A 20,633-nucleotide genomic window follows, 5' to 3' on the forward strand; every position below is an offset into this window, starting at 1 on the left:
CAGCCCTTGATGGGCTGCGCCTTTTTCTTAAGCCCGCAACAACATATACCCCGCCACCGCCAGACAAACACTGGCAAACCCCACCTGCAGCGTCCGCGTCGGTACCCGTGCGCACAGCTTGCGGCCGATGATCATGCCGACAATGCTGGCCACGATAAACGCCCCACCCTGCGCATCGATCCGCACGCCTGCGTGAAACGATCCAATCACGCCAATCGCCGAAATCAGACTGATCACCATCAACGACGTCGCGACAATCCCGCGCATCTGCACGTCGGTCAGTTGCTTGAACGCCGGCACAATCAAAAAGCCGCCACCGACACCGAGCAATCCGGACACCACGCCGGTAATTGCGCCCAGCGCCGCCAATGTAGCGGTGCATTTGGCGGTCCAGTCGAAGCGCCCGGTGTCTTCATTGAGCATGCAATTCTTCTGACCCCAACTGGCGTGACCGTGATCGCTCGGCCCCTCTTGCTGGCGCTCGCGGCGCAGCATGCGCCAGGCCACCATGACCATCAGCAGACTGAACAGAATCATCAGGATTTTCTCCGGCAACTGATGCGCGAAGTAGATCCCCAACGGCGAAAACACCGCACCCAACGCCGCAATCAACAACGCCGCGCGATAACGCACCAGGCCATGACGCAAACCGTCGATCGCGCCGACCGCCGCCGCACTGCCCACCGCAAACAACGCCACTGGCGCTGCCTGGGTCATCGTCCAGCCCAACCCGAGCACCAGCGCCGGCACCGCCAGAATGCCACCGCCGGCCCCGGTCAAGCCGAGGACCAATCCCATCACCACGCCAAACAGACTTGCCAGCAACATAGGTTTTTCTCAGTCAACCTTGGACAGACCAGTCAGCCACTCACGGCCCTTGAGCATGCCGTTCCAGTAGAACCACGGCAGCAGCGTCGCCTTGAGAAACCACGCCGAACGTCGCGCCTGCATCGGGTCCAGAGGGAACGTCGGCAGCAATTTACCGGCATAGCCGAACTCGGCGAGGATCACTTTGCCCTTCTCCACCGTTAGCGGGCACGAACCGTAGCCGTCGTACTTCAGCGGCAGTGGTTGCTGCTTGCGCAGGGCCAACAGGTTTTCCGCGACCACAACCACTTGTTTGCGCACTGCTGCGGCGGTTTTGGCGTTCGTCGTGCCACAGATATCACCGAGTGCGAACACCTCGGCATAGCGCGGATGCTGCAGGCTGTGCGGGTTGACTTCGCACCAGCCGGCGGCGTCGGCCAGCGGACTCTGCGCGATGAAATCCGGCGAGACTTGTGGCGGCACCACGTGCAGCAGGTCGAAGGTTTTCGCCTCGCGGGTGACGTTGCCGGTGGCATCCTTGATCTCGAACCACGCGGTTTTCGCCGGGCCGTCGACCTTGACCAGGTTCGAGTTGAAAGCCAGTTGCGCGTTGTACTTGTCGATGTATTTCATCAACGGCGGGACGAATGTCGCCACACCGAACAGTGCAGCGCCGGCCAGATTGAACTCAACGTTGATGTTGTTCAACACGCCGCGTTTCAGCCAGTGATCGCAGGACAAATACAGCGCCTTTTGCGGTGCACCGGCGCATTTGATCGGCATCGCCGGTTGCGTGAACAAGGCTTTGCCACCGCGCAGTTGCTGCACCTGATCCCAGGTGTATTGCGCGTGTTGATAGCTGTAGTTGGAGGTGACGCCATGTTGGCCGAGGCTTTCCTGCAAACCTTCGATTTTCTCCCAGGCGAGACGCAGGCCGGGGCAGACGATCAGGTTCTGGTAGCTGACAGTGCGATCGTCGTTGAGGGTGAGTTGTTTTTTGTCGGGATCGATGCCCGTGACGGCGGCTTGAACCCAAGTGGCCTGACGAGGCATCACCTTGGCCATTGGCCGTGCGGTGTCTTTCACGTTGTAGGCGCCACCGCCAACCAGCGTCCACGCCGGCTGGTAGTAATGGTGAGTGCCCGGTTCAATGATTGTGATGCTGAGGGCTGGATCACGCTTGAGCAGACTGGCGACGAATCCGATACCGGCAGTGCCGCCGCCGATGACCACGATGTCCGCACTGATGGATGGGCCCCAGTGTTGATCGTTCATTGCTTGTTCCTTTTGCTGCACGCAAGGATTTTTCCGAGTCAACCATTAAACCTGTGGGAGCTGGCTTGCCAGCGATGGCGGCCTGTCCTTCACCGTAGATGTCGGATGTGCCGGCCTCATCGCTGGCAAGCCAGCTCCCACAGGGTACGTGGTGTTCTGACTTGCATTTATGGTTGTTCCCAGCTTTTGAGTACCGCCCCGCAATAAAGCCCCGACAGGGTCTTCATCACCTGAATCACTTCGTGACTGGCCAGCCCGTAAAAAATGTATTTGCCTTCACGGCGGGTCGCGACCAGGCCTTCATCGCGCAAGATGCCCAATTGCTGGGACAGCGTCGGCTGACGCACGCCGGTCATGGTTTCCAGCTCACCGACATTGCGTTCACCCTGGGTCAGTTGACACAGAATCAACAAGCGATCTTCATTGGCCAGGGCCTTGAGCAATGCACAGGCCTTGGAGGCCGAGGCGCGCAGTTGGGCGACTTCACATTCGGTCAGACTGGATTGCATTTGCACGATGCCTTCAACGTCACTTAAGCTGCGAACATTATGTTTAAACATAAAGTGTTGCAACCCATGACTGTTTTTTCCTCATCCTGCACAGGTTCATGCCCATGCCCGCGCTGATTGAAGGCTTCCTCGACCCCGCCTCCTCGACCTACAGCTACGTGGTCTATGAAGCCGATGGCGGACAGTGCGCAATCGTTGACCCGGTGCTCGATTACGACGGTGCAGCGGGACGAACCTGTACCGCACAAGCAGATAAGATCATCACCTTCGTCCGCGCGCATCGGCTGCAAGTGCAGTGGCTGCTGGAAACCCACGCCCACGCCGACCACCTGTCCGCCGCGCCATATCTGCGCCGGGAACTGGGTGGAAAAATCGCGATTGGTGAATCGATCAGCAAAGTGCAGCACGTGTTCAAGGCGCTGTTCAATCTGGAGCCGGAGTTCTGTGTCGACGGCTCACAGTTCGATCACCTGTTTGCGCCGAACGAATCGTTCCGCATCGGTAACCTCAAGGCCACGGCCCTCCATGTTCCCGGGCATACGCCGGCGGACATGGCTTATTTGATCGATGGCGAGCAGATCATGGTGGGCGATACGCTGTTCATGCCGGATGTCGGCACCGCGCGCTGCGATTTCCCCGGCGGCAACGCCCATCAGTTATTTGCTTCGATCCACAAACTGCTGGCCTTCCCCGCCAGCGTGAAACTCTACGTTTGCCACGACTATCCGCCCGAAGGGCGTGTCGCGCAGTGCCAAACCACCGTCGGCGAGCAGCGCAAAAGCAATATTCATGTGCATGACGGGATCGATGAAGCGACGTTCGTCGAAATGCGCACAAAACGTGATGCCGGGCTGGGCATGCCAACGCTGCTGCTGCCGGCGATTCAGGTGAATGTGCGGGCGGGGAATATGCCACCGGCGGAGGACAATGGCGTCGTGTATCTGAAGATCCCGATCAACAAGATGTGAGTTGAACTGCCCCGTCGTTTTTTTCGCTCCCTCAACGAAAGAACCGCTCTAGGTCGTTCCCTAGCCAAAATGCCACTACCGTGTAATATCCGGAAACCTAAACCGCTCCGGTAGACACCTTGCGACTTAATCACGCGGGTGAGTAATAACACGGACATCGCCGAAGCCAGACTTCGTCGAGAAGACCTTTTGCAGGGACACCATGAGTCAAACTTCTCCACACGGGCAACCCCCTGAGCTGCAAACTGAAACATTCAATCGCGACCTCTCGATTCCCCGACGCGCAATCGCCTACCTGTTGTCCAAGGCCCTTGAGGCACTCAAAGCCATTGACGGGCGTTCTTTCTTCAAGGGTAAAGACGAAGGAATCAAACTGGGCAATGACACAGGCTTGCTTGCCGGAAAGAAGCTTGGCTACGCAGACGGGTATGCAAAGGGGCGCGCCGTTCTAGAAATCAATGATCTGCGCTCTGCCGCATCATTGCCGGGAGAAGATCACTGTCTCTTTGACAATGAGCTCATGCCCATCACCGATGCTATCAAGCAGAAAATGCGTGACGAGGTGTGGGAAAAACTTGATGAGAAAGAACAACCGAGCGATCAGCAGTGGGCGATGATTTTTGCCGACGCCACCTGTACATCAGTGATTGCTGGCGCGGGTTCCGGCAAGTCCACGACATTGGCCTTGCGTGTCGTACTTAAACACTTTCACCTGGGCATACCCCTTCATCACATGCAGGTGACTACTTTCACCACTGAGTCTAAAAAAGACTTGCAGAAAAAGATGGTGAACATCTTCAAATTGTGGGGCAAAGAGCTGAGCGAGGATCAAACCAGGAGTCTGGTGCGCACTTTCCACAGCAAGGTATTCGGCTTTATGAAAGCCTTCTCGGATGCGCCTATCGACTACTTCGATTTTCTAGGCGCAAAAAAATCGAGTGAAGATGAGGGCGAACTGGAAAACCCCTTCTCATCAAAAATCACGACTGAGCAGGGAGGCGTACTTTCCAAGGTGTTCAACACGCTGTATGAAAAGGACGCAGCATTCAAAAAGCATATCCTGGACCTTTACAAATCTATTGTCTTCGTCGCACCTGATCCTATGTCGGAGCGTATGCAGAAGGCAAAAAGCTACATCATCGGCAAGATGTCAGAAAGCGATGAAGCCGTTTGCGATGAGATTGAAGCAGCGTGGATTGAATTGGGTCTGTGGCCGATTGCGGGTGTAAGTGAGCGCCGAACCTTTAACATCGAGAGTAAACCATTCATAGCCAATGGTTATCTGGCAGAGCACGACACTTTAGTTATTCTTGGCTGGCCAGATACAAAAAATCAGGCGGCGGAGATTCCCACGCGTGAAGGCCAATCGGTCAATCTTGAGCGGGAGAGCTGGAGTCGCCAGGCAATGATTGGTGAGTGTTATCGTGGAAAAAAATACATTCTCGTCAATAACGTAATGGCTGCGCAGACTTTGATCGGCAATGCCGAACACATGATCATTCAGGATGCCGGTTTCGATTATCACTTGCCGGGCACGACTATCAAGGAAACGAAGCTGACCGAGGTGTTCTTTGCCGAAGGCAACTACATTGAGAACCTGGGTTTGGACGTCGTTCAGGCGATAGGTTCACTGGAATTTACCCCGGGCGATCCACGCCAGCCGTTCTACCTGGCCTTGCAGATATATTGGCGCGGCTTTCATGACTATCTGGAAAGTATGTCGCCCAAAAAGCTCATCACGTTCAACAAAGCATTCGCACTGTTCGGCGAGCATAATCCTGAAAATATAAAGCGCATTCCAACGGCCGAACTGGACGGCATGCGGCACCTCATGATTGATGAGTTCCAGGATGTCTCCGGCTTGAACATTTCCTGGGTACGGCAATGCTGCAAAGAGATCCGTACTCGTAATCAAGGCCTGCCTGGATTGGGCAACAGCCTGATGGCCGTCGGCGACGACTGGCAAAGCATCTATGGCTGGCGAGGCAGTTCCCCCCAATATCTGATGGACTTCCACGAGCATTTCCACGCTCATACGTGCAACACGCTGTACATGCAAAACAACTACCGTTCGCACCAGACAATCATTGATGCTGCCGAACAAATTGTCCGTCCAACCACGACCGACAAAGCCAAGCACGGGATTGCAGCGAACGAAAAGGTCATGAATGACAAGACGCCCGTACACCTGTACTACGTGGCCAAGGATAAAAAAATCAACGAACCGGACGAAACGATTTTACGACTCGTCAGACAAGCCTATGACGACGGTCACAGCATACTGATGGTGTTTCGCGTTCGCGATGTTGAGAAAGCATACAAAAACGCCCTGCGAGGTTTATTGAACGACGCACAAAAAAAACAGCGCAACGTCAAACTGATGACCTTTCACAAGTCCAAAGGATTGCAGGCGCAATCTGTTTTCGTTATCGGTGATTGTTTCTACAAACCGACGAAATCCAAACGCAACGACATATACAGCCTGACTAACCTTGGCGATAAATCGCCAGCGCCTTATGACAAAGCTCAATCGGATGAGGCACTACGTTTAGCTTACGTAGGTATTACACGAGCCGAACTCAGATGTCATTGGCTGGTTGATCGAGAGATCACCGCGACGGCCAAACAAAGCGGAACCAATGCATCCGGTTATGCCAATCTTAAATCCGGATGCTACAAAAAGTGGACTCATCAGGAAACATCCGGAGTTTCAGCTGTTTCGCCGCAATAGGTATTTATCCAGAGACGGCGAAAGCACTACGTGCCCAACGTCAAACCGTTCGCCGGCAGCGGCAGTGCCGTTTTGTATCGCACCTGCTTCAGCGCAAAGCTTGAGCGAATGTTCGCCACGCCGGGAACCTTTGTAAGGAAGTCCATCATGAAGCGCTCAAGAGACTGAATGGTCGGCACCAAGACCCGTATGAGGTAGTCCGGGTCTCCGGCCATCAGGTAACACTCCATCACCTCGGGGCGATCGGAAATCGCTTCCTCAAAATGCTGCAACGCCTCCTCGACCTGTTTTTCCAGGCTGACGTGGATGAACACGTTCACGTGCAGCCCCAGCAGGTCGGCGTCCAGCAGCGTCACTTGCTCGCGAATCAGCCCCAATTCCTCCATCGCTTTCACCCGGTTGAAACACGGTGTCGGCGACAGATTGACCGAGCGGGCGAGGTCGGCGTTGGTGATGCGCGCGTTCTCCTGAAGGCTGTTGAGAATGCCGATGTCGGTACGGTCCAGTTTGCGCATGAGACAAAACCACCTGTTTTTTATGTTTATGCAGAATTTCTATCTGCAAATCGTCTCCAGCGCAACGAAACAGAGATAAATATTCTTCTTGCCCGGGCCTATGATTGTTGTAGGACAAGATTTCTTCTACCGAAGAATGACTGCCAGCTCACTACAAGAAATTCACAAGATCGAGCGTAGAAGCCATGACCCAAGCGTATGAACCGCTGCGCCTGCACGTCCCTGAACCCTCGGGCCGTCCCGGCTGCAAAACCGACTTCTCCTACCTGCATCTGACCGATGCCGGTACGGTGCGCAAACCTTCCATCGACGTCGAACCTGCCGACACCGCCGATTTGGCGCGTGGCCTTATTCGCGTGCTCGACGATCAGGGCAACGCCCTCGGCCCATGGGCCGAGAACGTGCCGGTCGAGATTCTGCGTAAAGGCATGCGCGCCATGCTCAAGACGCGCATCTACGACAACCGTATGGTCGTTGCCCAGCGTCAGAAAAAAATGTCGTTCTACATGCAGAGCCTCGGCGAAGAAGCCATCGGCAGTGCTCAGGCGTTGGCCTTGAACATCGACGACATGTGCTTTCCGACCTACCGTCAGCAAAGCATTCTGATGGCCCGCGAAGTGCCGCTGGTCGACCTGATCTGCCAACTGCTGTCCAACGAGCGCGACCCGCTCAAGGGCCGGCAGTTGCCGATCATGTACTCGGTCAAGGACGCCGGTTTCTTCACCATTTCCGGCAACCTCGCCACCCAGTTCATTCAGGGTGTGGGCTGGGGCATGGCCTCGGCGATCAAGGGCGACACCAAAATCGCCTCGGCGTGGATCGGTGACGGCGCCACCGCCGAATCGGACTTCCACACCGCCCTCACCTTCGCCCACGTTTATCGCGCGCCGGTGATCCTCAACGTGGTCAACAACCAATGGGCAATTTCGACCTTCCAGGCGATTGCCGGCGGTGAAGCCACCACCTTCGCCGGACGCGGCGTCGGTTGCGGCATCGCTTCGCTGCGGGTTGATGGCAACGACTTCTACGCGGTCTACGCCGCTTCTGCCTGGGCTGCCGAACGCGCCCGCCGCAACCTCGGCCCGACCATGATCGAATGGGTCACCTACCGCGCCGGCCCGCACTCGACTTCCGACGATCCGTCGAAATATCGGCCTGCCGATGACTGGAGCCACTTCCCGCTCGGCGACCCGATCGCCCGCCTGAAGCAACACCTGATCAAGGTCGGCCACTGGTCAGACGAAGAGCACGCCGCTGTCAGCGCCGAACTCGAAGCCGAAGTGATTGCCGCGCAGAAACAGGCCGAACAGTACGGCACCCTCGCCGGCGGCCAGATTCCAAGCGCCGCGACCATGTTCGAAGACGTTTACAAAGAGATGCCGGAGCACTTGAAGCGCCAGCGTCAGCAGTTGGGGATCTGACATGAACGATCACAACAACAATATTCAGTTGGAAACCGCCATGACCACGACCACCATGACCATGATCCAGGCCCTGCGCTCGGCCATGGATGTGATGCTTGAGCGTGATGACAACGTCGTCGTGTTCGGTCAGGACGTCGGTTACTTCGGCGGCGTGTTCCGTTGCACCGAAGGCCTGCAGACCAAATACGGCACCTCGCGCGTATTCGACGCACCGATCTCGGAAAGCGGCATCGTCGGTGTGGCCGTCGGCATGGGCGCTTACGGTCTGCGTCCGGTCGCCGAGATTCAGTTCGCCGACTACGTCTACCCCGCCTCCGACCAGATCATTTCCGAAGCGGCGCGCCTGCGCTATCGCTCGGCTGGCGAGTTCACCGCGCCGATGACCTTGCGCATGCCATGCGGCGGCGGCATCTACGGCGGCCAGACCCACAGCCAGAGCATCGAGGCGATGTTCACTCAGGTGTGCGGCTTGCGCACCGTGATGCCGTCCAACCCATATGACGCCAAAGGCCTGCTGATTGCCTCCATCGAAAACGATGACCCGGTGATCTTCCTCGAGCCAAAACGCCTGTACAACGGCCCGTTCGACGGTCACCACGACCGCCCGGTAACCCCGTGGTCGAAACACCCGCAAGCCCAGGTTCCGGACGGTTACTACACCGTGCCGCTGGACGTGGCCGCGATCACCCGTCCGGGCAAGGACGTGACCGTGCTGACTTACGGCACCACCGTTTACGTGTCGCAAGTCGCAGCCGAAGAATCCGGCGTCGATGCCGAAGTTATCGACCTGCGCAGCCTGTGGCCGCTGGACCTGGAAACCATCGTCAAGTCGGTGAAGAAAACCGGCCGCTGCGTGGTGGTTCACGAAGCCACCCGCACCTGCGGTTTCGGCGCCGAACTGGTGTCGCTGGTGCAAGAGCATTGCTTCCATCACCTGGAAGCGCCGATCGAACGCGTCACTGGTTGGGACACCCCTTACCCGCACGCGCAAGAGTGGGCGTATTTCCCAGGGCCGTCCCGAGTGGGTGCGGCGTTGAAACGGGTCATGGAGGTCTGAATGGGCACGCACGTTATCAAGATGCCGGACATCGGCGAAGGCATCGCAGAAGTAGAACTGTCGCAATGGCACGTCAAGGTTGGCGATCTGGTGGTTGAAGATCAGGTGCTGGCGGACGTGATGACCGACAAGGCGATGGTCGATATTCCGTCGCCAGTACACGGCAAGGTGATTGCCCTCGGCGGTCAGCCGGGTGAAGTGATGGCGGTTGGCAGTGTGCTGATCAGCATCGAGGTTGAAGGTGCCGGCAACCTTAAAGACTCCGCCGCACCTGCACCTGTCAAAGAGACGCCTGTTGCCCCGAAAATTGAAGCCGTTGTTGAGAGCAAACCTGCTGCAGCCGCGCCGCGCCCTGCTCCTGTTTGCCAAGGCCCGATGGTTGCTCGCGAAGCAGACGAACGCCCTCTCGCCTCGCCGGCCGTGCGCAAACATGCCTTGGATCTGGGGATTCAATTGCGTCTGGTGCGCGGTTCCGGCCCGGCCGGTCGTGTGTTGCACGAAGACCTTGAGGCCTATCTGGCGCAAGGTCAGTCGAACGCCTCGGCGCCGGTTGCCGCTGCTTACGCCCAGCGTAATGACGAAGAACAGATTCAAGTCATCGGCATGCGCCGCAAGATTGCCCAGCGCATGCAGGACGCTACCCAGCGTGCCGCACACTTCAGCTATGTCGAAGAAATCGATGTCACCGCAATTGAAGAACTGCGCGCGCATCTGAATGAAAAACACGGTGCCAGCCGTGGCAAGTTGACCTTGCTGCCGTTCCTCGTCCGCGCCTTGGTCGTCGCCCTGCGCGACTTCCCGCAGATGAACGCCCGTTACGACGACGAAGCTCAGGTCATCACCCGCCTCGGTGCGGTGCATGTCGGCGTCGCCACGCAAAGCGATGTCGGCCTGATGGTGCCGGTGGTGCGTCACGCCGAGGCGCGCAGCCTGTGGGACAGCGCCGCCGAGATTTCGCGTTTGGCCAACGCCGCGCGCAATGGCAAGGCCAGCCGCGACGAGTTGTCTGGCTCGACCATCACCCTGACCAGCCTCGGTGCGCTGGGCGGCATCGTCAGCACCCCGGTGTTGAACCTGCCGGAAGTGGCCATCGTCGGCGTCAACAAAATCGTTGAACGGCCGATGGTCGTCAAAGGCCAGGTGGTGATCCGCAAGATGATGAACCTCTCCAGTTCCTTCGATCACCGCGTGGTCGATGGCATGGACGCGGCACTCTTCATCCAGGCCATTCGTGGCTTGATCGAACAACCTGCCACTTTGTTTGTGGAGTAAGGCGCGCATGCAATCTCTGAACACTACGCTGCTGATCATCGGCGGCGGCCCCGGCGGTTATGTAACAGCGATCCGCGCCGGGCAACTGGGCATTGCGACAATTCTGGTCGAAGGCCAGTCGCTGGGCGGCACCTGCCTGAACATCGGCTGCATCCCGTCGAAGGCGCTGATTCACGTGGCTGAGCAGTTTCACCAGACCCAGCATCACAGCCAGCATTCGGCGCTGGGCATCAGCGTTTCCGCGCCGACCCTCGACATCACTAAAAGCGTCGAGTGGAAGGACGGCATTGTTGATCGCCTGACCACCGGTGTTGCTGCGCTGCTGAAGAAGAACAAGGTTCAGGTCATCAATGGCTGGGCCAAGGTCATCGACGGTAAAACCGTGGATGTCGGCGACACGCGCATCCAGTGCGAGCACTTGGTGCTGGCCACCGGTTCGACCAGCATCAACCTGCCGATCCTGCCGCTTGGCGGGCCGATCATCTCCTCCACCGAAGCACTGGCACCGAAATCCGTGCCAAAACGCCTGGTCGTGGTGGGCGGCGGTTACATTGGTCTGGAACTGGGCATCGCTTATCGCAAGCTAGGGGCCGACGTCAGTGTGGTCGAGGCGCAGGATCGCATCCTGCCGGCCTACGACGCTGAACTGACGCAACCGGTGCATGACGCGCTGAAGCAACTGGGCGTGAAGCTGTATCTGAAACACAGCGTGCTGGGTTTCGATGGCACTTTGCAGGTGCGTGATCCCGAAGGTGAAACCCTGAACCTGGAAACCGATCAGGTGCTGGTCGCCGTCGGTCGCAAACCGAACACCCAGGGCTGGAACCTTGAAGCGCTGAATCTGGAGATGAATGGTTCGGCGATCAAGATCGACAGCCGCTGCCAGACCAGCATGCGCAACGTCTACGCCATCGGCGATCTGAGCGGCGAGCCGATGCTGGCCCACCGCGCCATGGCTCAGGGCGAGATGGTTGCCGAGCTGATCAGCGGCAAAACCCGCGAGTTCAACCCGACGGCCATTGCGGCGGTGTGCTTTACCGATCCGGAACTGGTGGTGGTCGGCAAAACCCCGGACGAAGCAAAAGCTGCGGGTCTGGACTGCATCGTTTCCAGTTTCCCGTTCGCCGCCAACGGCCGGGCGATGACGCTGGAATCGAAAAGCGGCTTCGTGCGCGTGGTTGCTCGTCGGGATAACCATGTGATTGTCGGCTGGCAAGCGGTGGGCGTTGGCGTGTCGGAGTTGTCGACAGCGTTTGCGCAAAGCCTGGAAATGGGCGCGCGGCTGGAGGACATCGGCGGCACCATTCATGCGCATCCGACTTTGGGCGAAGCGGTGCAGGAAGCGGCGTTGCGTGCTTTGGGGCATGCGTTGCACCTGTGATGATGGTTGGCGGTGATGGCCCCTTCGCGAGCAGGCTCGCTCCCACAATGGGAATGCATTTCAAATGTGGGAGCGAGCCTGCTCGCGAATTCTCAGGGGCAACCGGAACTATCTGTGTGTCATCCGATAGTCCGGGCTGCGAAACCGCTCAAGAATGAAGTATTGTTGTGCCCATCCAAAAAACGTCAGAAGCCTTGAACCGTTTCGACGGTTGTTCAGTGATAGAGGGTGTCATGGGTAACGAAAGCATCAATTGGGACAAGCTGGGTTTTGACTACATCAAGACCGACAAACGCTATCTGTCGTACTTTCGCGATGGCGAGTGGGACAAGGGCACCCTGACCGAAGATAACGTGCTGCACATCAGCGAAGGCTCGACAGCCCTTCACTATGGCCAGCAGTGCTTCGAAGGCATGAAGGCCTATCGTTGCAAGGACGGCTCGATCAACCTGTTCCGCCCGGATCAGAACGCCCTGCGTATGCAACGCAGTTGCGCGCGTCTGCTGATGCCGACGGTCGACACCGAGCAGTTCATCGAAGCCTGTAAAGAAGTGGTTCGCGCCAACGAGCGCTTCATTCCGCCCTACGGCACCGGCGGCGCGTTGTACCTGCGTCCGTTCGTGATCGGCGTGGGTGACAACATCGGCGTGCGCACTGCCCCCGAGTTCATCTTCTCGATCTTCTGCATCCCGGTCGGTGCCTACTTCAAGGGCGGCCTGACCCCGCACAACTTCCAGATCTCCAGCTACGACCGCGCGGCCCCACAAGGCACCGGCGCGGCCAAGGTCGGCGGCAACTACGCGGCCAGCCTGATGCCGGGCTCGAAAGCGAAGAAAGCCAACTTCGCCGATGCGATCTACCTGGACCCGATGACCCACACCAAGATCGAAGAAGTCGGTTCGGCCAACTTCTTCGGGATCACCCACGACAACAAGTTCATCACCCCGAACTCGCCGTCGGTTCTGCCAGGCATCACCCGTCTGTCGCTGATCGAGCTGGCGAAATCGCGTCTGGGCCTGGAAGTGGTTGAAGGCGATGTGCTGATCGACAAGCTGTCGGACTTCAAGGAAGCCGGCGCTTGCGGTACGGCTGCGGTGATCACCCCGATCGGTGGCATCAGCTACAACGACCATCTGCACGTGTTCCACAGCGAAACCGAAGTGGGTCCTGTGACCCAGAAGCTCTACAAAGAGCTGACTGGCGTACAGACCGGCGACATCGAAGCGCCAGCGGGCTGGATCGTCAAGGTTTGATTTGACGGCTGCTGATGTAGAAAAGCCCTCCACTGAGTGATTGGTGGGGGGCTTTTTTGATTGTGGTTGTTGGTTTTTTTTGGGTAAGGCTGGAGATCTTTTCCCCCTCACCCCAGCCCTCCCGAAACGTCGGACCGCCCCCAAGGGGGCGAGGGGAAAGGGAGCCGATCTCGGTTGTTCTCCAGACAGAAGTTCGACGCGATATTTCAGGTCGGTGTAGCTCGGGAATACACCTCGGTCAGTCCCCTCTCCCTCTGGGAGAGGGTTAGGGTGAGGGGCTTTTCAGCGTTATCCGTTTACCAAGTCGCTCAGCAATCCCGCTCGCCTGCCCATTCTGCTGCTTACCCATCCGCGCCTGCGTAATCAACCCGGGAATCAACTCCCCTTCCGGAAGATTCTTCCAGAACCGCGCCGGCAAATGCCCCTGCATGACCTTCTCGTTCAACCGCGCCGGGTTGAAGATGTGGCTGTAATAGGTCAACCACAGATCTCCATGAGGATCATCGACATTCTGCGCCAGTTGCTGCCATTCCAGCGGGCATTGGCGCTGATGGATCAGTTGCTCGCCATCGTAATAAACCCCGTCGCGCGGCGTGGCGATCAACCAGCGATGACGGCCCATTCGCCCGATGAAATGCTCACTGGCGCTGTGCAGAATGTCGTGGGCCGGCTCATGCCACGCCACATATTGCGGACCCGTGCTGGATGAAGGCCGCTCGATGAAACGCACAAACGCATGCAGATGATGGGCTTCCCGATTCACTTGCTTGATACGTCGCTGCAACTCGCTACCGAGTTTGTCCCCGGCCATCATCGCCGTACGATCACCGTGACTGACGCGCCACAACACTTCATACAGCAGGCTCCAGCGTTGGTCTCCTCGGTATTGCGCGGCTTGCTCCAGCGTGTCGAGCAACGCGCGCGGGATCCGCGCCATAAACGGCCCCTGCCCTTCAGGCACACGGTCATCACTGGCGAACAAATCCCCCACACCTTCCGACGCCCAGCTCACCAGACTCGGGTCGACTTCATGGCTCAGCAGCCAGCGCGCCTGCTGGCGCCAGGTGTCGAACAGATCATCGCAATCGAGATTGATCATCCCCACAGGCCCATCTGCTGCGGCATCGGCCGGTCGCGCAGTTGCTGATAGAGCAAATGGCTGGTGACCTCGGCCTGCTGCGGGTGATAGTCGCTGGTGATGATGAACGGTTTGGCCTTGGCCAGCACGCAACGCATGCGCGCGACGTCTTCGTAACGAATGCGCCGCTGTCGGCGCAGCTCCACCAGACGTTCGGTGGTGCGCAGTCCGATACCGGGAATACGCGCAATCAAGGACGCTTCGGCACGGTTCAGATCCAGCGGAAACACCTCGCGATTCTGCAACGCCCAGGCCAGTTTCGGGTCGATGTCCAGCGCCAGATTGCCCGGACCCTTAAGCAACTCATCGGCGCTGTAGCCATAGCTGCGCAAGAGAAAATCGGCCTGATACAAACGGTGTTCGCGCATCAGCGGCGGCGCGGCCAGTGGTACGCTTTTCGGGCTGTCGGGAATCGGGCTGAAGGCCGAATAGTAGACCCGGCGCAGACGGAAGTTGCCGTACAAGGCCTGGGCACTGTGGAGGATGGTGCTGTCGTCGGTGTCGTCGGCGCCGACAATCAACTGCGTGCTCTGCCCTGCCGGGGCGAACTTTGCCGAGCGCGGTTCGTTCAAAACCGTCTGCACGCCAGTGTAGATGGTGCTCATCGCCTTTTTGATCGAAGCGATATCCTTCTCCGGCGCCAGCACTTGCAGACTGGCATCGGTCGGCAATTCGATGTTGACGCTCAGGCGATCGGCGTAGCGCCCCGCCTCTTCGATCAATGCCGGATCGGCTTCTGGAATGGTCTTGAGATGGATGTATCCGCGAAACTCGTGCTCTTCGCGCAGCAGTTTCGCCACCCGCACCAGCTGCTCCATGGTGTAGTCCGCCGAGCGAATGATGCCGGAACTGAGGAACAACCCGCTGACGCAGTTGCGCCGGTAGAAATCCATGGTCAGCGCCACAACTTCTTCGGGGGTGAAACGGGCTCGCGGAACATCGCTGGAGCGGCGATTGACGCAGTATTGGCAATCGTAAAGACAGAAGTTGGTCAGCAGAATTTTCAACAACGATACGCAGCGGCCGTCCGGCGTGTAGCTATGGCAAATGCCCATGCCATCGGTCGAACCCAGCCCGCTCTTGCCCTCGGAGCTGCGCTTGGGCGCGCCGCTGCTCGCGCAGGAGGCGTCGTACTTGGCGGCGTCGGCGAGGATGCTCAGCTTGTCGATGATTTGCATGGCGCGGGCCCTATACTGTTTGCATGTACAGTATAGGGTCGACAGCGGTGATACAAGGTGGCAGATGCGCCCCTCGTCGGTCAGATGCGCAAAATCAAAAGATTGCAGCCTTCGGCAGCTCCTACAGGGCTTCGGTACGGTCGCAATTTATCGGGTGTGCACGCTTTGCCGAAGGCTGCGATCTTTTGATCTGCGCGTCTACCGGCAATTCAACGCCAAACCGCGCGCTGATCTCCTTGCGCCCTACCGCCGTCAACGCCAACGCCCGACTGTCCAGATCCTGCGTCACCCACTTGCGCTTCAGCGCGCTCTGCAACAACGCCGCGCCCAGCGAACCACCAAGATGCGGCCGGCGCATGCTCCAGTCCAGGCACGGGCAGGCAAACTTGCGGCGCAGGGTCATCAAATCCTCCACGTCTATTCCCAAACCCAGAAACAACGCCTCGCCCGTATCACTCAAGCGATACACCTGCTCGTCGGTCTGCACCAGCCAACCCGCTGCGATCAAACGATCATGCAGCAACACCGCCAGCGTCCCGGCCATGTGGTCATAACACGTGCGAGCGAATTGCAGACGATCCGGCGTATGCGCCTTGAACGTCGGCGCCGCATTCTGGCCAATCACCATCAACGCTTCCAGCGCCTGCGCCACACGCTGATCGGCGAGGCTGTAATAACGATGGCGGCCCTGCACATGCAGGCGCACCAGGGCCAGGTCCTTGAGTTTGGCCAGATGCGCACTGGCGGTCGAAGCGCTGACTTCGGCGATCGTCGCAAGCTCCGTACTGGTGCGGGCGTGGCCGTCCATCAGCGAGCAAAGGATTTTCGTCCGCGCCGGTTCGGCGATGGCGGCGGCCACCTGCGATACACCGATGTCTTGATGTTCTGCGTGCATAGTTCGCTCCCGGACGAATCATCGTCGTTGCGCAGTGGAGATAGTAGCAACACTTTCCCCGCCGACAAGGATGCAAACCATGAACCCGATCAGCGCCGCAACGCATGTCGATCCTTATCCCTACTACGCCGAACTGCGCGCAGCAGGTGGGCTGACGTTTCATCCGGATCTGAAACTGTGGGTCGCGAGCAGCGCCCACGCGGTGTGTGCGGTGTTGGCCCACGCCGATTGCCGCGTGCGTCCGGCGCAGGAGCCGGTGCCCAAAGCGATTGCAAAGGGCATGGCCGGCAAAGTCTTTGGCCAACTGATGCGCATGAATGACGGCGAACGCCAGCGCTGTCCGCGTGCGGCGATCGAGCCTGGTCTGGCAACGCTCGACCTTGAGACAGTCAATGCTTTGGTCGCCGCGCGGCTGATCACAGCGGATACCGACGGTCTCTACAAAGCCATGTTCCGTGGCCCGGTGTGCGTGGTCGCGGCGCTGCTGGGATTCGCGCCGGCGCAGGCACGAGTGATCAGTGAGCTGACAGCTGACTTTGTCGCCTGCCTGTCGCCGTTGAGCAATGACCTGCAACTGGCCGCAGCAGATGCGGCGGCTGAACACCTGCGCGGCTACTTTATCGAACTGCTCACCGAACCTGCCAGCGACTTGCTGAGCGCCATCCAGCAGGGCTATACCGGGGATGAAGAAACCCTCATCGCCAATTTGATCGGCCTCTGCTCACAGACGTTCGAAGCCTGCGCCGGCCTGATCGGCAACACGCTGTTGGCGTTACGTCGTCAGCCGGCGTTGCGCGGTGAATCCATCGAAGCACTGCTTGGCGAAGTCCAGCGCTTCGATCCGCCTGTGCAGAACACCCGGCGCTTTGTCGCCGCACCCTGCGAGATTGCCGGTGTGCGGGTCGAAGCAGGCGATGTGATTCTGGTTTTGTTGGCCTCGGCCAATCGTGATCCGGCGCTTAACGAACGGCCGGAGCAGTTTCTGCCACAACGCGCCGACCGCCGCAGTTTCAGTTTTGGCAGTGGCCGGCATCAGTGTCCGGGGCAAGCGTTGGCGATGAGTATTGCCGGGGCGACGGTGCGGGAAATACTCGCAAAGGGCATCGAACTGAATTGCTTGAACTGGCACTACAGACCTTCGCTCAATGGGCGCATTCCAGTGTTCAGCGATGTGGGTGCCTGACAGTCTGCATTCGCGAGCAAACTCGCTCCCACAGGGTTATCGGGTGTGCACACTATTATGGTCACCCGATAGCTAATGTGGGAGCGAGCTTGCTCGCGAAGAGGCCGGCCCAGTCACTACAAATACTGGCTCAAACCGCCCACTGCAAAATCAGCCAGCTGTTGGCACCACTGATCACCACAAACAACCCCCACGCCAACACCCGCGTTGGCCAACGGTTCACAAACGGCCCCATCAGCTTTTTATCATTGGTCATGCGAATCAATGGATACAAGGCAAACGGCAATTGCAGACTCAATACCACCTGACTCAGCACCAGCAACTTGCCAATCGCGTTATCGCCCATCAGCCACACGCCGATAAACGCCGGAATCAACGCCAGCCCGCGAGTAATCAAGCGTCGCTGCCAGCACGGAATCCGCAGGTTCAGGTAACCCTCCATGATCACCTGGCCGGCGATGGTGCCGGTAAAGGTCGAACTCTGCCCCGACGCCAACAGCGCGACGCCGAACAACACACTGGCCAGCGCGCCGCCGACCAGCGGATCGAGCAAGTGGTAGGCGTCCTGAATGTCGACCACATCGGTGTGCCCGGACTGGTGAAATGCCGCCGCAGCGAGAATCAGAATCGCCGCATTGACCAGCAACGCCAGGGCCAGCGAACCGATGGTGTCGATGCGCGCCAGTTTCACCGCGTCCTGCTTGCTCGGCAGGTCCTTGCCGATCATCCGCGTCTGCACGATCGAGGTGTGCAGATACAGGTTATGCGGCATCACCGTCGCGCCGAGAATACCGATGGCCAGGTACAACGGCGCCGCTTCGCCAATCGCCGCCAGCGACGGTTTGAAACCCTGGGCGACGTCCGGCCAGTAGGGTTTGATCAGCAGCAGTTCGACGAAGAAACACACACCGATGGTTGCGACCAGCACCAACATGATCGCTTCCAGTCTGCGGAAACCGCGATTTTGCAGGGCCAGCACCAGCAAGGTGTCGAACGCCGTCAGGGCGATACCGAAGGTCAGCGAACAACCGAGCAACAAGTGAAACGCCAGCGCACAACCAAGTACTTCAGCGAGGTCCGTGGCGATGATAGAGATTTCCGCCAGTACCCACTGCAGCCGCGCGGTCGGTGTGCTGTAGCGCTCGCGGGACAGTTGCGCCAGATCGCGCCCGGTGGCGATGCCCAGCCGCGAGCACAGACATTGCACAACCATGCCGGCCAGACTTGCCAGCAACACCACAAACAACAGGCTGTAGCCGAAGCGTGAACCGGCCTCGATAGCGGTCGCCCAGTTACCGGGGTCCATGTAGCCGATCGACACCAGCAAACCGGGACCGGCGAAACGCAGCACGCGTTTGAAGAACGAGGCGTTGGGATCAACCGCAACACTGCCAGCCACCTCCGGCGGGCAAAACGGCGCGGTGGCGATTTTGGGCAAACTGAATTTCACGCACACATCCAGAAACAAGTCGGAAAGACGCAGCTTAGAGGTTTCCGCCTGAGCCTTGAAGCGCAAAAAAATCTATTGGCTCATACCTAATAACTGTTCGCGCAACTCGGGACTGCGCGTGCGCGGATCAAGCCAGATATCAAAAAACGCCCGGGCAAACAGCGGGTCATCGATCTCATGCTGCAACTGCTGGCCGACAAAAAACCGCGCGCCCTGCCCCGGCAGATAAACACCAGTAATCCGCGTACCGGCCTGCACATCGACGAACGATTGCTGCATCTGGATTTGCCAACCGGCCAATTGCGCCGGGCTGACGCTACTGCCTGCGAGGCGTTTGATTTCATCGACGCTGGCCTTGACCAGGTCGTCGCGGGAAATGTTGCGGCGGTAGATCAGCTCCAGCGCAAACGGCTGGCCGTCGACCAAGGGTCGCGCGGCACTCCACAGGCGCGCGTTGTAGACATCGAAACCGAACACGCTGAAATCGCCTGTGCCGATGATCTGCGCGCCGGGCACCGCGTCCTGCCAGTTGGCCCAGGTCGGCGTCAGCAACAGCGCCCACAAACCGATGCCGCAGCATCCGCGCAACACCTTCGGTGTTCTGTTCATCGCGGTATCAACTCCGGCAAGCCCTGATAGTCAGAGCATAGCCGGGTATCACCTCTGGCACTTTGTATACAAAAACTGCGCACATAGGCAGCAATCGCCAGTCGACAATGCTAACGTGGCGAACCCTCAACGGATGGAGACTCCTGCGTGCTGATCCTCAAACTGCTGCTGATTCCCGGTTTTCTGCTGCTGATTTCCCTGGCGGGCAAACGCTGGGGGCCGAGCGTGGCCGGGTGGCTGTCGGGATTGCCGGTGGTGGTCGGGCCGATTCTGTTTTTCCTCGCCATCGAGCAGGGTCCGGGGTTTGCCGCGCAGTCGGCGGTGGCCGCGTTATCGGCGATGTTCGCGATGATTGCGTTCTGCATCACCTACGCGCAGGTCGCGCAACGGGCGAATTGGCCGCTAGCGCTAACGGCGTCGCTGTCGGTGTGGGCCATCATCGCGTGTGTGTTGTCGCTGATCCCGGCGTCGCTGCCGTTTTCCGTGGTGGCGGCGGCAATTGCGCTGCTGGCATCGCCATACCTGTTTCCCACCGTGCAACCGGTGTTGAACGGCCCGGCACCGAAGTCGGACAAACTGATCTGGCGGATGATCGCTGGCGCCGCGTTGACCCTGGTGGTGACGATGCTGGCCAGCACCGTCGGCGAGCGCTGGAGCGGTTTGCTCGCGGTGTTCCCGGTGCTCGGCAGTGTGATGGCGGTGTTCTCGCATCAAACGCGCGGCCCGGCGTTTACCGCCGCATTGTTACGGGCGACGGCCACCGGCATGTATTCGTTTTCGGCGTTTTGTCTGGTCTCGGCACTGACGTTGCCAAGCATGGGCCTGAGCGGTTTTGCCGTCGGCGTTGCGGTGTCGGTGGCCATGCTCGGCGTGACCAAACGCCTGGTGGCCCGTCCGCTGGCGAAAGCGCAGGCGCAGTAACCGCTCAGACGATTCGCGCTGGAACGCCCGCCCCCCTCCGTGGGATGATCGCCCGCCCCGCGCGACC

The 20,633-nt window shown here is 58.9% G+C and carries 18 protein-coding genes; 9 read left to right on the top strand and 9 right to left on the bottom strand.

All coding sequences use genetic code 11. The features are described 5' to 3' along the window. Positions 1-27 precede the first annotated feature (27 nt). The 3 genes from ACZ0A4_RS12130 to ACZ0A4_RS12140 form a co-directional block, all read right to left on the bottom strand. Complete coding sequence (locus ACZ0A4_RS12130; protein WP_463574883.1) at positions 28-828, bottom strand: sulfite exporter TauE/SafE family protein; 801 nt, start codon at positions 826-828, stop codon at positions 28-30. A 9-nt stretch (positions 829-837) separates the two neighbouring features. Further along, a complete protein-coding gene (locus tag ACZ0A4_RS12135; RefSeq protein WP_463574884.1) occupies positions 838-2,082 on the bottom strand; it encodes an NAD(P)/FAD-dependent oxidoreductase in 1,245 nt (414 codons plus the stop codon). 167 nt (positions 2,083-2,249) lie between these two features. After that, positions 2,250-2,591, bottom strand: coding sequence for an ArsR/SmtB family transcription factor (locus tag ACZ0A4_RS12140; RefSeq protein WP_008086967.1), 342 nt, complete (start codon positions 2,589-2,591; stop codon positions 2,250-2,252). A 104-nt stretch (positions 2,592-2,695) separates the two neighbouring features. Here ACZ0A4_RS12140 and ACZ0A4_RS12145 point away from each other — a divergent pair, with 104 nt between their 5' ends. Next, positions 2,696-3,559 (top strand): MBL fold metallo-hydrolase, encoded by an 864-nt coding sequence (locus tag ACZ0A4_RS12145; protein WP_463574885.1) that lies wholly within the window; start codon positions 2,696-2,698, stop codon positions 3,557-3,559. A gap of 202 nt (positions 3,560-3,761) precedes the next feature. Continuing rightward, on the top strand, positions 3,762-6,290 hold the full coding sequence (locus ACZ0A4_RS12150) for a UvrD-helicase domain-containing protein (protein ID WP_463574886.1): 2,529 nt from the start codon (positions 3,762-3,764) through the stop codon (positions 6,288-6,290). 26 nt (positions 6,291-6,316) lie between these two features. On the opposite strand, the gene bkdR is transcribed toward ACZ0A4_RS12150, so the two are convergent. Continuing rightward, a complete protein-coding gene (gene bkdR, locus ACZ0A4_RS12155; protein ID WP_008059350.1) occupies positions 6,317-6,805 on the bottom strand; it encodes a Bkd operon transcriptional regulator BkdR in 489 nt (162 codons plus the stop codon). Positions 6,806-6,990: 185 nt separating this feature from the next. Here bkdR and ACZ0A4_RS12160 point away from each other — a divergent pair, with 185 nt between their 5' ends. The 5 genes from ACZ0A4_RS12160 (at position 6,991) to ACZ0A4_RS12180 (ending at position 13,192) form a co-directional block, all read left to right on the top strand. Then, complete coding sequence (locus ACZ0A4_RS12160; protein WP_160058537.1) at positions 6,991-8,226, top strand: 3-methyl-2-oxobutanoate dehydrogenase (2-methylpropanoyl-transferring) subunit alpha; 1,236 nt, start codon at positions 6,991-6,993, stop codon at positions 8,224-8,226. Position 8,227: 1 nt separating this feature from the next. After that, positions 8,228-9,286, top strand: a complete 1,059-nt coding sequence (locus ACZ0A4_RS12165) for an alpha-ketoacid dehydrogenase subunit beta (RefSeq protein ID WP_003224000.1) — start codon at positions 8,228-8,230, stop codon at positions 9,284-9,286. Then, complete coding sequence (locus ACZ0A4_RS12170) at positions 9,287-10,558, top strand: dihydrolipoamide acetyltransferase family protein (RefSeq protein ID WP_463574887.1); 1,272 nt, start codon at positions 9,287-9,289, stop codon at positions 10,556-10,558. Positions 10,559-10,565: 7 nt separating this feature from the next. Further along, entirely contained in the window at positions 10,566-11,939 is a 1,374-nt protein-coding gene (gene lpdA, locus ACZ0A4_RS12175; protein ID WP_463574888.1) for a dihydrolipoyl dehydrogenase, read from the top strand. A gap of 233 nt (positions 11,940-12,172) precedes the next feature. Continuing rightward, positions 12,173-13,192: a branched-chain amino acid aminotransferase gene (locus tag ACZ0A4_RS12180; protein WP_053121443.1), complete on the top strand. Its 1,020-nt coding sequence runs from the start codon at positions 12,173-12,175 to the stop codon at positions 13,190-13,192. Between the two features lie 265 nt (positions 13,193-13,457). On the opposite strand, the gene ACZ0A4_RS12185 is transcribed toward ACZ0A4_RS12180, so the two are convergent. From ACZ0A4_RS12185 to ACZ0A4_RS12195, 3 genes are all read right to left on the bottom strand, one after another. Then, positions 13,458-14,291: a TIGR03915 family putative DNA repair protein gene (locus tag ACZ0A4_RS12185; RefSeq protein WP_463574889.1), complete on the bottom strand. Its 834-nt coding sequence runs from the start codon at positions 14,289-14,291 to the stop codon at positions 13,458-13,460. Continuing rightward, positions 14,288-15,508 (bottom strand): putative DNA modification/repair radical SAM protein, encoded by a 1,221-nt coding sequence (locus ACZ0A4_RS12190; protein ID WP_463574890.1) that lies wholly within the window; start codon positions 15,506-15,508, stop codon positions 14,288-14,290. Before ACZ0A4_RS12190 ends, ACZ0A4_RS12185 begins: the two co-directional genes overlap by 4 nt. Before the next feature lie 121 nt (positions 15,509-15,629). After that, on the bottom strand, positions 15,630-16,403 hold the full coding sequence (locus tag ACZ0A4_RS12195) for an ArsR/SmtB family transcription factor (protein ID WP_463574891.1): 774 nt from the start codon (positions 16,401-16,403) through the stop codon (positions 15,630-15,632). Positions 16,404-16,482: 79 nt separating this feature from the next. Between ACZ0A4_RS12195 and ACZ0A4_RS12200 the strand changes: the two genes are divergently transcribed. Further along, the gene (locus tag ACZ0A4_RS12200) at positions 16,483-17,586 is read left to right on the top strand and encodes a cytochrome P450 (protein WP_463574892.1); all 1,104 of its coding nucleotides are present in this window, start codon (positions 16,483-16,485) and stop codon (positions 17,584-17,586) included. Positions 17,587-17,716: 130 nt separating this feature from the next. Here the strand turns inward: ACZ0A4_RS12200 and ACZ0A4_RS12205 are convergent, their stop codons facing one another. Next, positions 17,717-19,036, bottom strand: coding sequence for an Nramp family divalent metal transporter (locus ACZ0A4_RS12205; protein WP_463574893.1), 1,320 nt, complete (start codon positions 19,034-19,036; stop codon positions 17,717-17,719). Between the two features lie 72 nt (positions 19,037-19,108). After that, positions 19,109-19,645 (bottom strand): chalcone isomerase family protein, encoded by a 537-nt coding sequence (locus ACZ0A4_RS12210; protein WP_463574894.1) that lies wholly within the window; start codon positions 19,643-19,645, stop codon positions 19,109-19,111. A 147-nt stretch (positions 19,646-19,792) separates the two neighbouring features. Between ACZ0A4_RS12210 and ACZ0A4_RS12215 the strand changes: the two genes are divergently transcribed. Further along, complete coding sequence (locus ACZ0A4_RS12215) at positions 19,793-20,566, top strand: hypothetical protein (RefSeq protein WP_463574895.1); 774 nt, start codon at positions 19,793-19,795, stop codon at positions 20,564-20,566. Positions 20,567-20,633 lie beyond the last annotated feature (67 nt).

It is taken from the genome of Pseudomonas sp. AC172 (assembly GCF_979258595.1).

Coding starts and splice junctions, on each gene's coding strand:
- ACZ0A4_RS12140 (WP_008086967.1), bottom strand. CDS start 2,591: ATGCAATCCAGTCTGACCGAATGTGAAGTCGCCCAACTGCGCGCCTCG.
- ACZ0A4_RS12160 (WP_160058537.1), top strand. CDS start 6,991: ATGACCCAAGCGTATGAACCGCTGCGCCTGCACGTCCCTGAACCCTCG.
- ACZ0A4_RS12185 (WP_463574889.1), bottom strand. CDS start 14,291: ATGATCAATCTCGATTGCGATGATCTGTTCGACACCTGGCGCCAGCAG.
- bkdR (WP_008059350.1), bottom strand. CDS start 6,805: ATGCGCAAACTGGACCGTACCGACATCGGCATTCTCAACAGCCTTCAG.
- lpdA (WP_463574888.1), top strand. CDS start 10,566: ATGCAATCTCTGAACACTACGCTGCTGATCATCGGCGGCGGCCCCGGC.
- ACZ0A4_RS12200 (WP_463574892.1), top strand. CDS start 16,483: ATGAACCCGATCAGCGCCGCAACGCATGTCGATCCTTATCCCTACTAC.
- ACZ0A4_RS12170 (WP_463574887.1), top strand. CDS start 9,287: ATGGGCACGCACGTTATCAAGATGCCGGACATCGGCGAAGGCATCGCA.
- ACZ0A4_RS12195 (WP_463574891.1), bottom strand. CDS start 16,403: ATGCACGCAGAACATCAAGACATCGGTGTATCGCAGGTGGCCGCCGCC.
- ACZ0A4_RS12145 (WP_463574885.1), top strand. CDS start 2,696: ATGCCCGCGCTGATTGAAGGCTTCCTCGACCCCGCCTCCTCGACCTAC.
- ACZ0A4_RS12180 (WP_053121443.1), top strand. CDS start 12,173: ATGGGTAACGAAAGCATCAATTGGGACAAGCTGGGTTTTGACTACATC.
- ACZ0A4_RS12165 (WP_003224000.1), top strand. CDS start 8,228: ATGAACGATCACAACAACAATATTCAGTTGGAAACCGCCATGACCACG.
- ACZ0A4_RS12135 (WP_463574884.1), bottom strand. CDS start 2,082: ATGAACGATCAACACTGGGGCCCATCCATCAGTGCGGACATCGTGGTC.
- ACZ0A4_RS12210 (WP_463574894.1), bottom strand. CDS start 19,645: ATGAACAGAACACCGAAGGTGTTGCGCGGATGCTGCGGCATCGGTTTG.
- ACZ0A4_RS12130 (WP_463574883.1), bottom strand. CDS start 828: ATGTTGCTGGCAAGTCTGTTTGGCGTGGTGATGGGATTGGTCCTCGGC.
- ACZ0A4_RS12150 (WP_463574886.1), top strand. CDS start 3,762: ATGAGTCAAACTTCTCCACACGGGCAACCCCCTGAGCTGCAAACTGAA.
- ACZ0A4_RS12190 (WP_463574890.1), bottom strand. CDS start 15,508: ATGCAAATCATCGACAAGCTGAGCATCCTCGCCGACGCCGCCAAGTAC.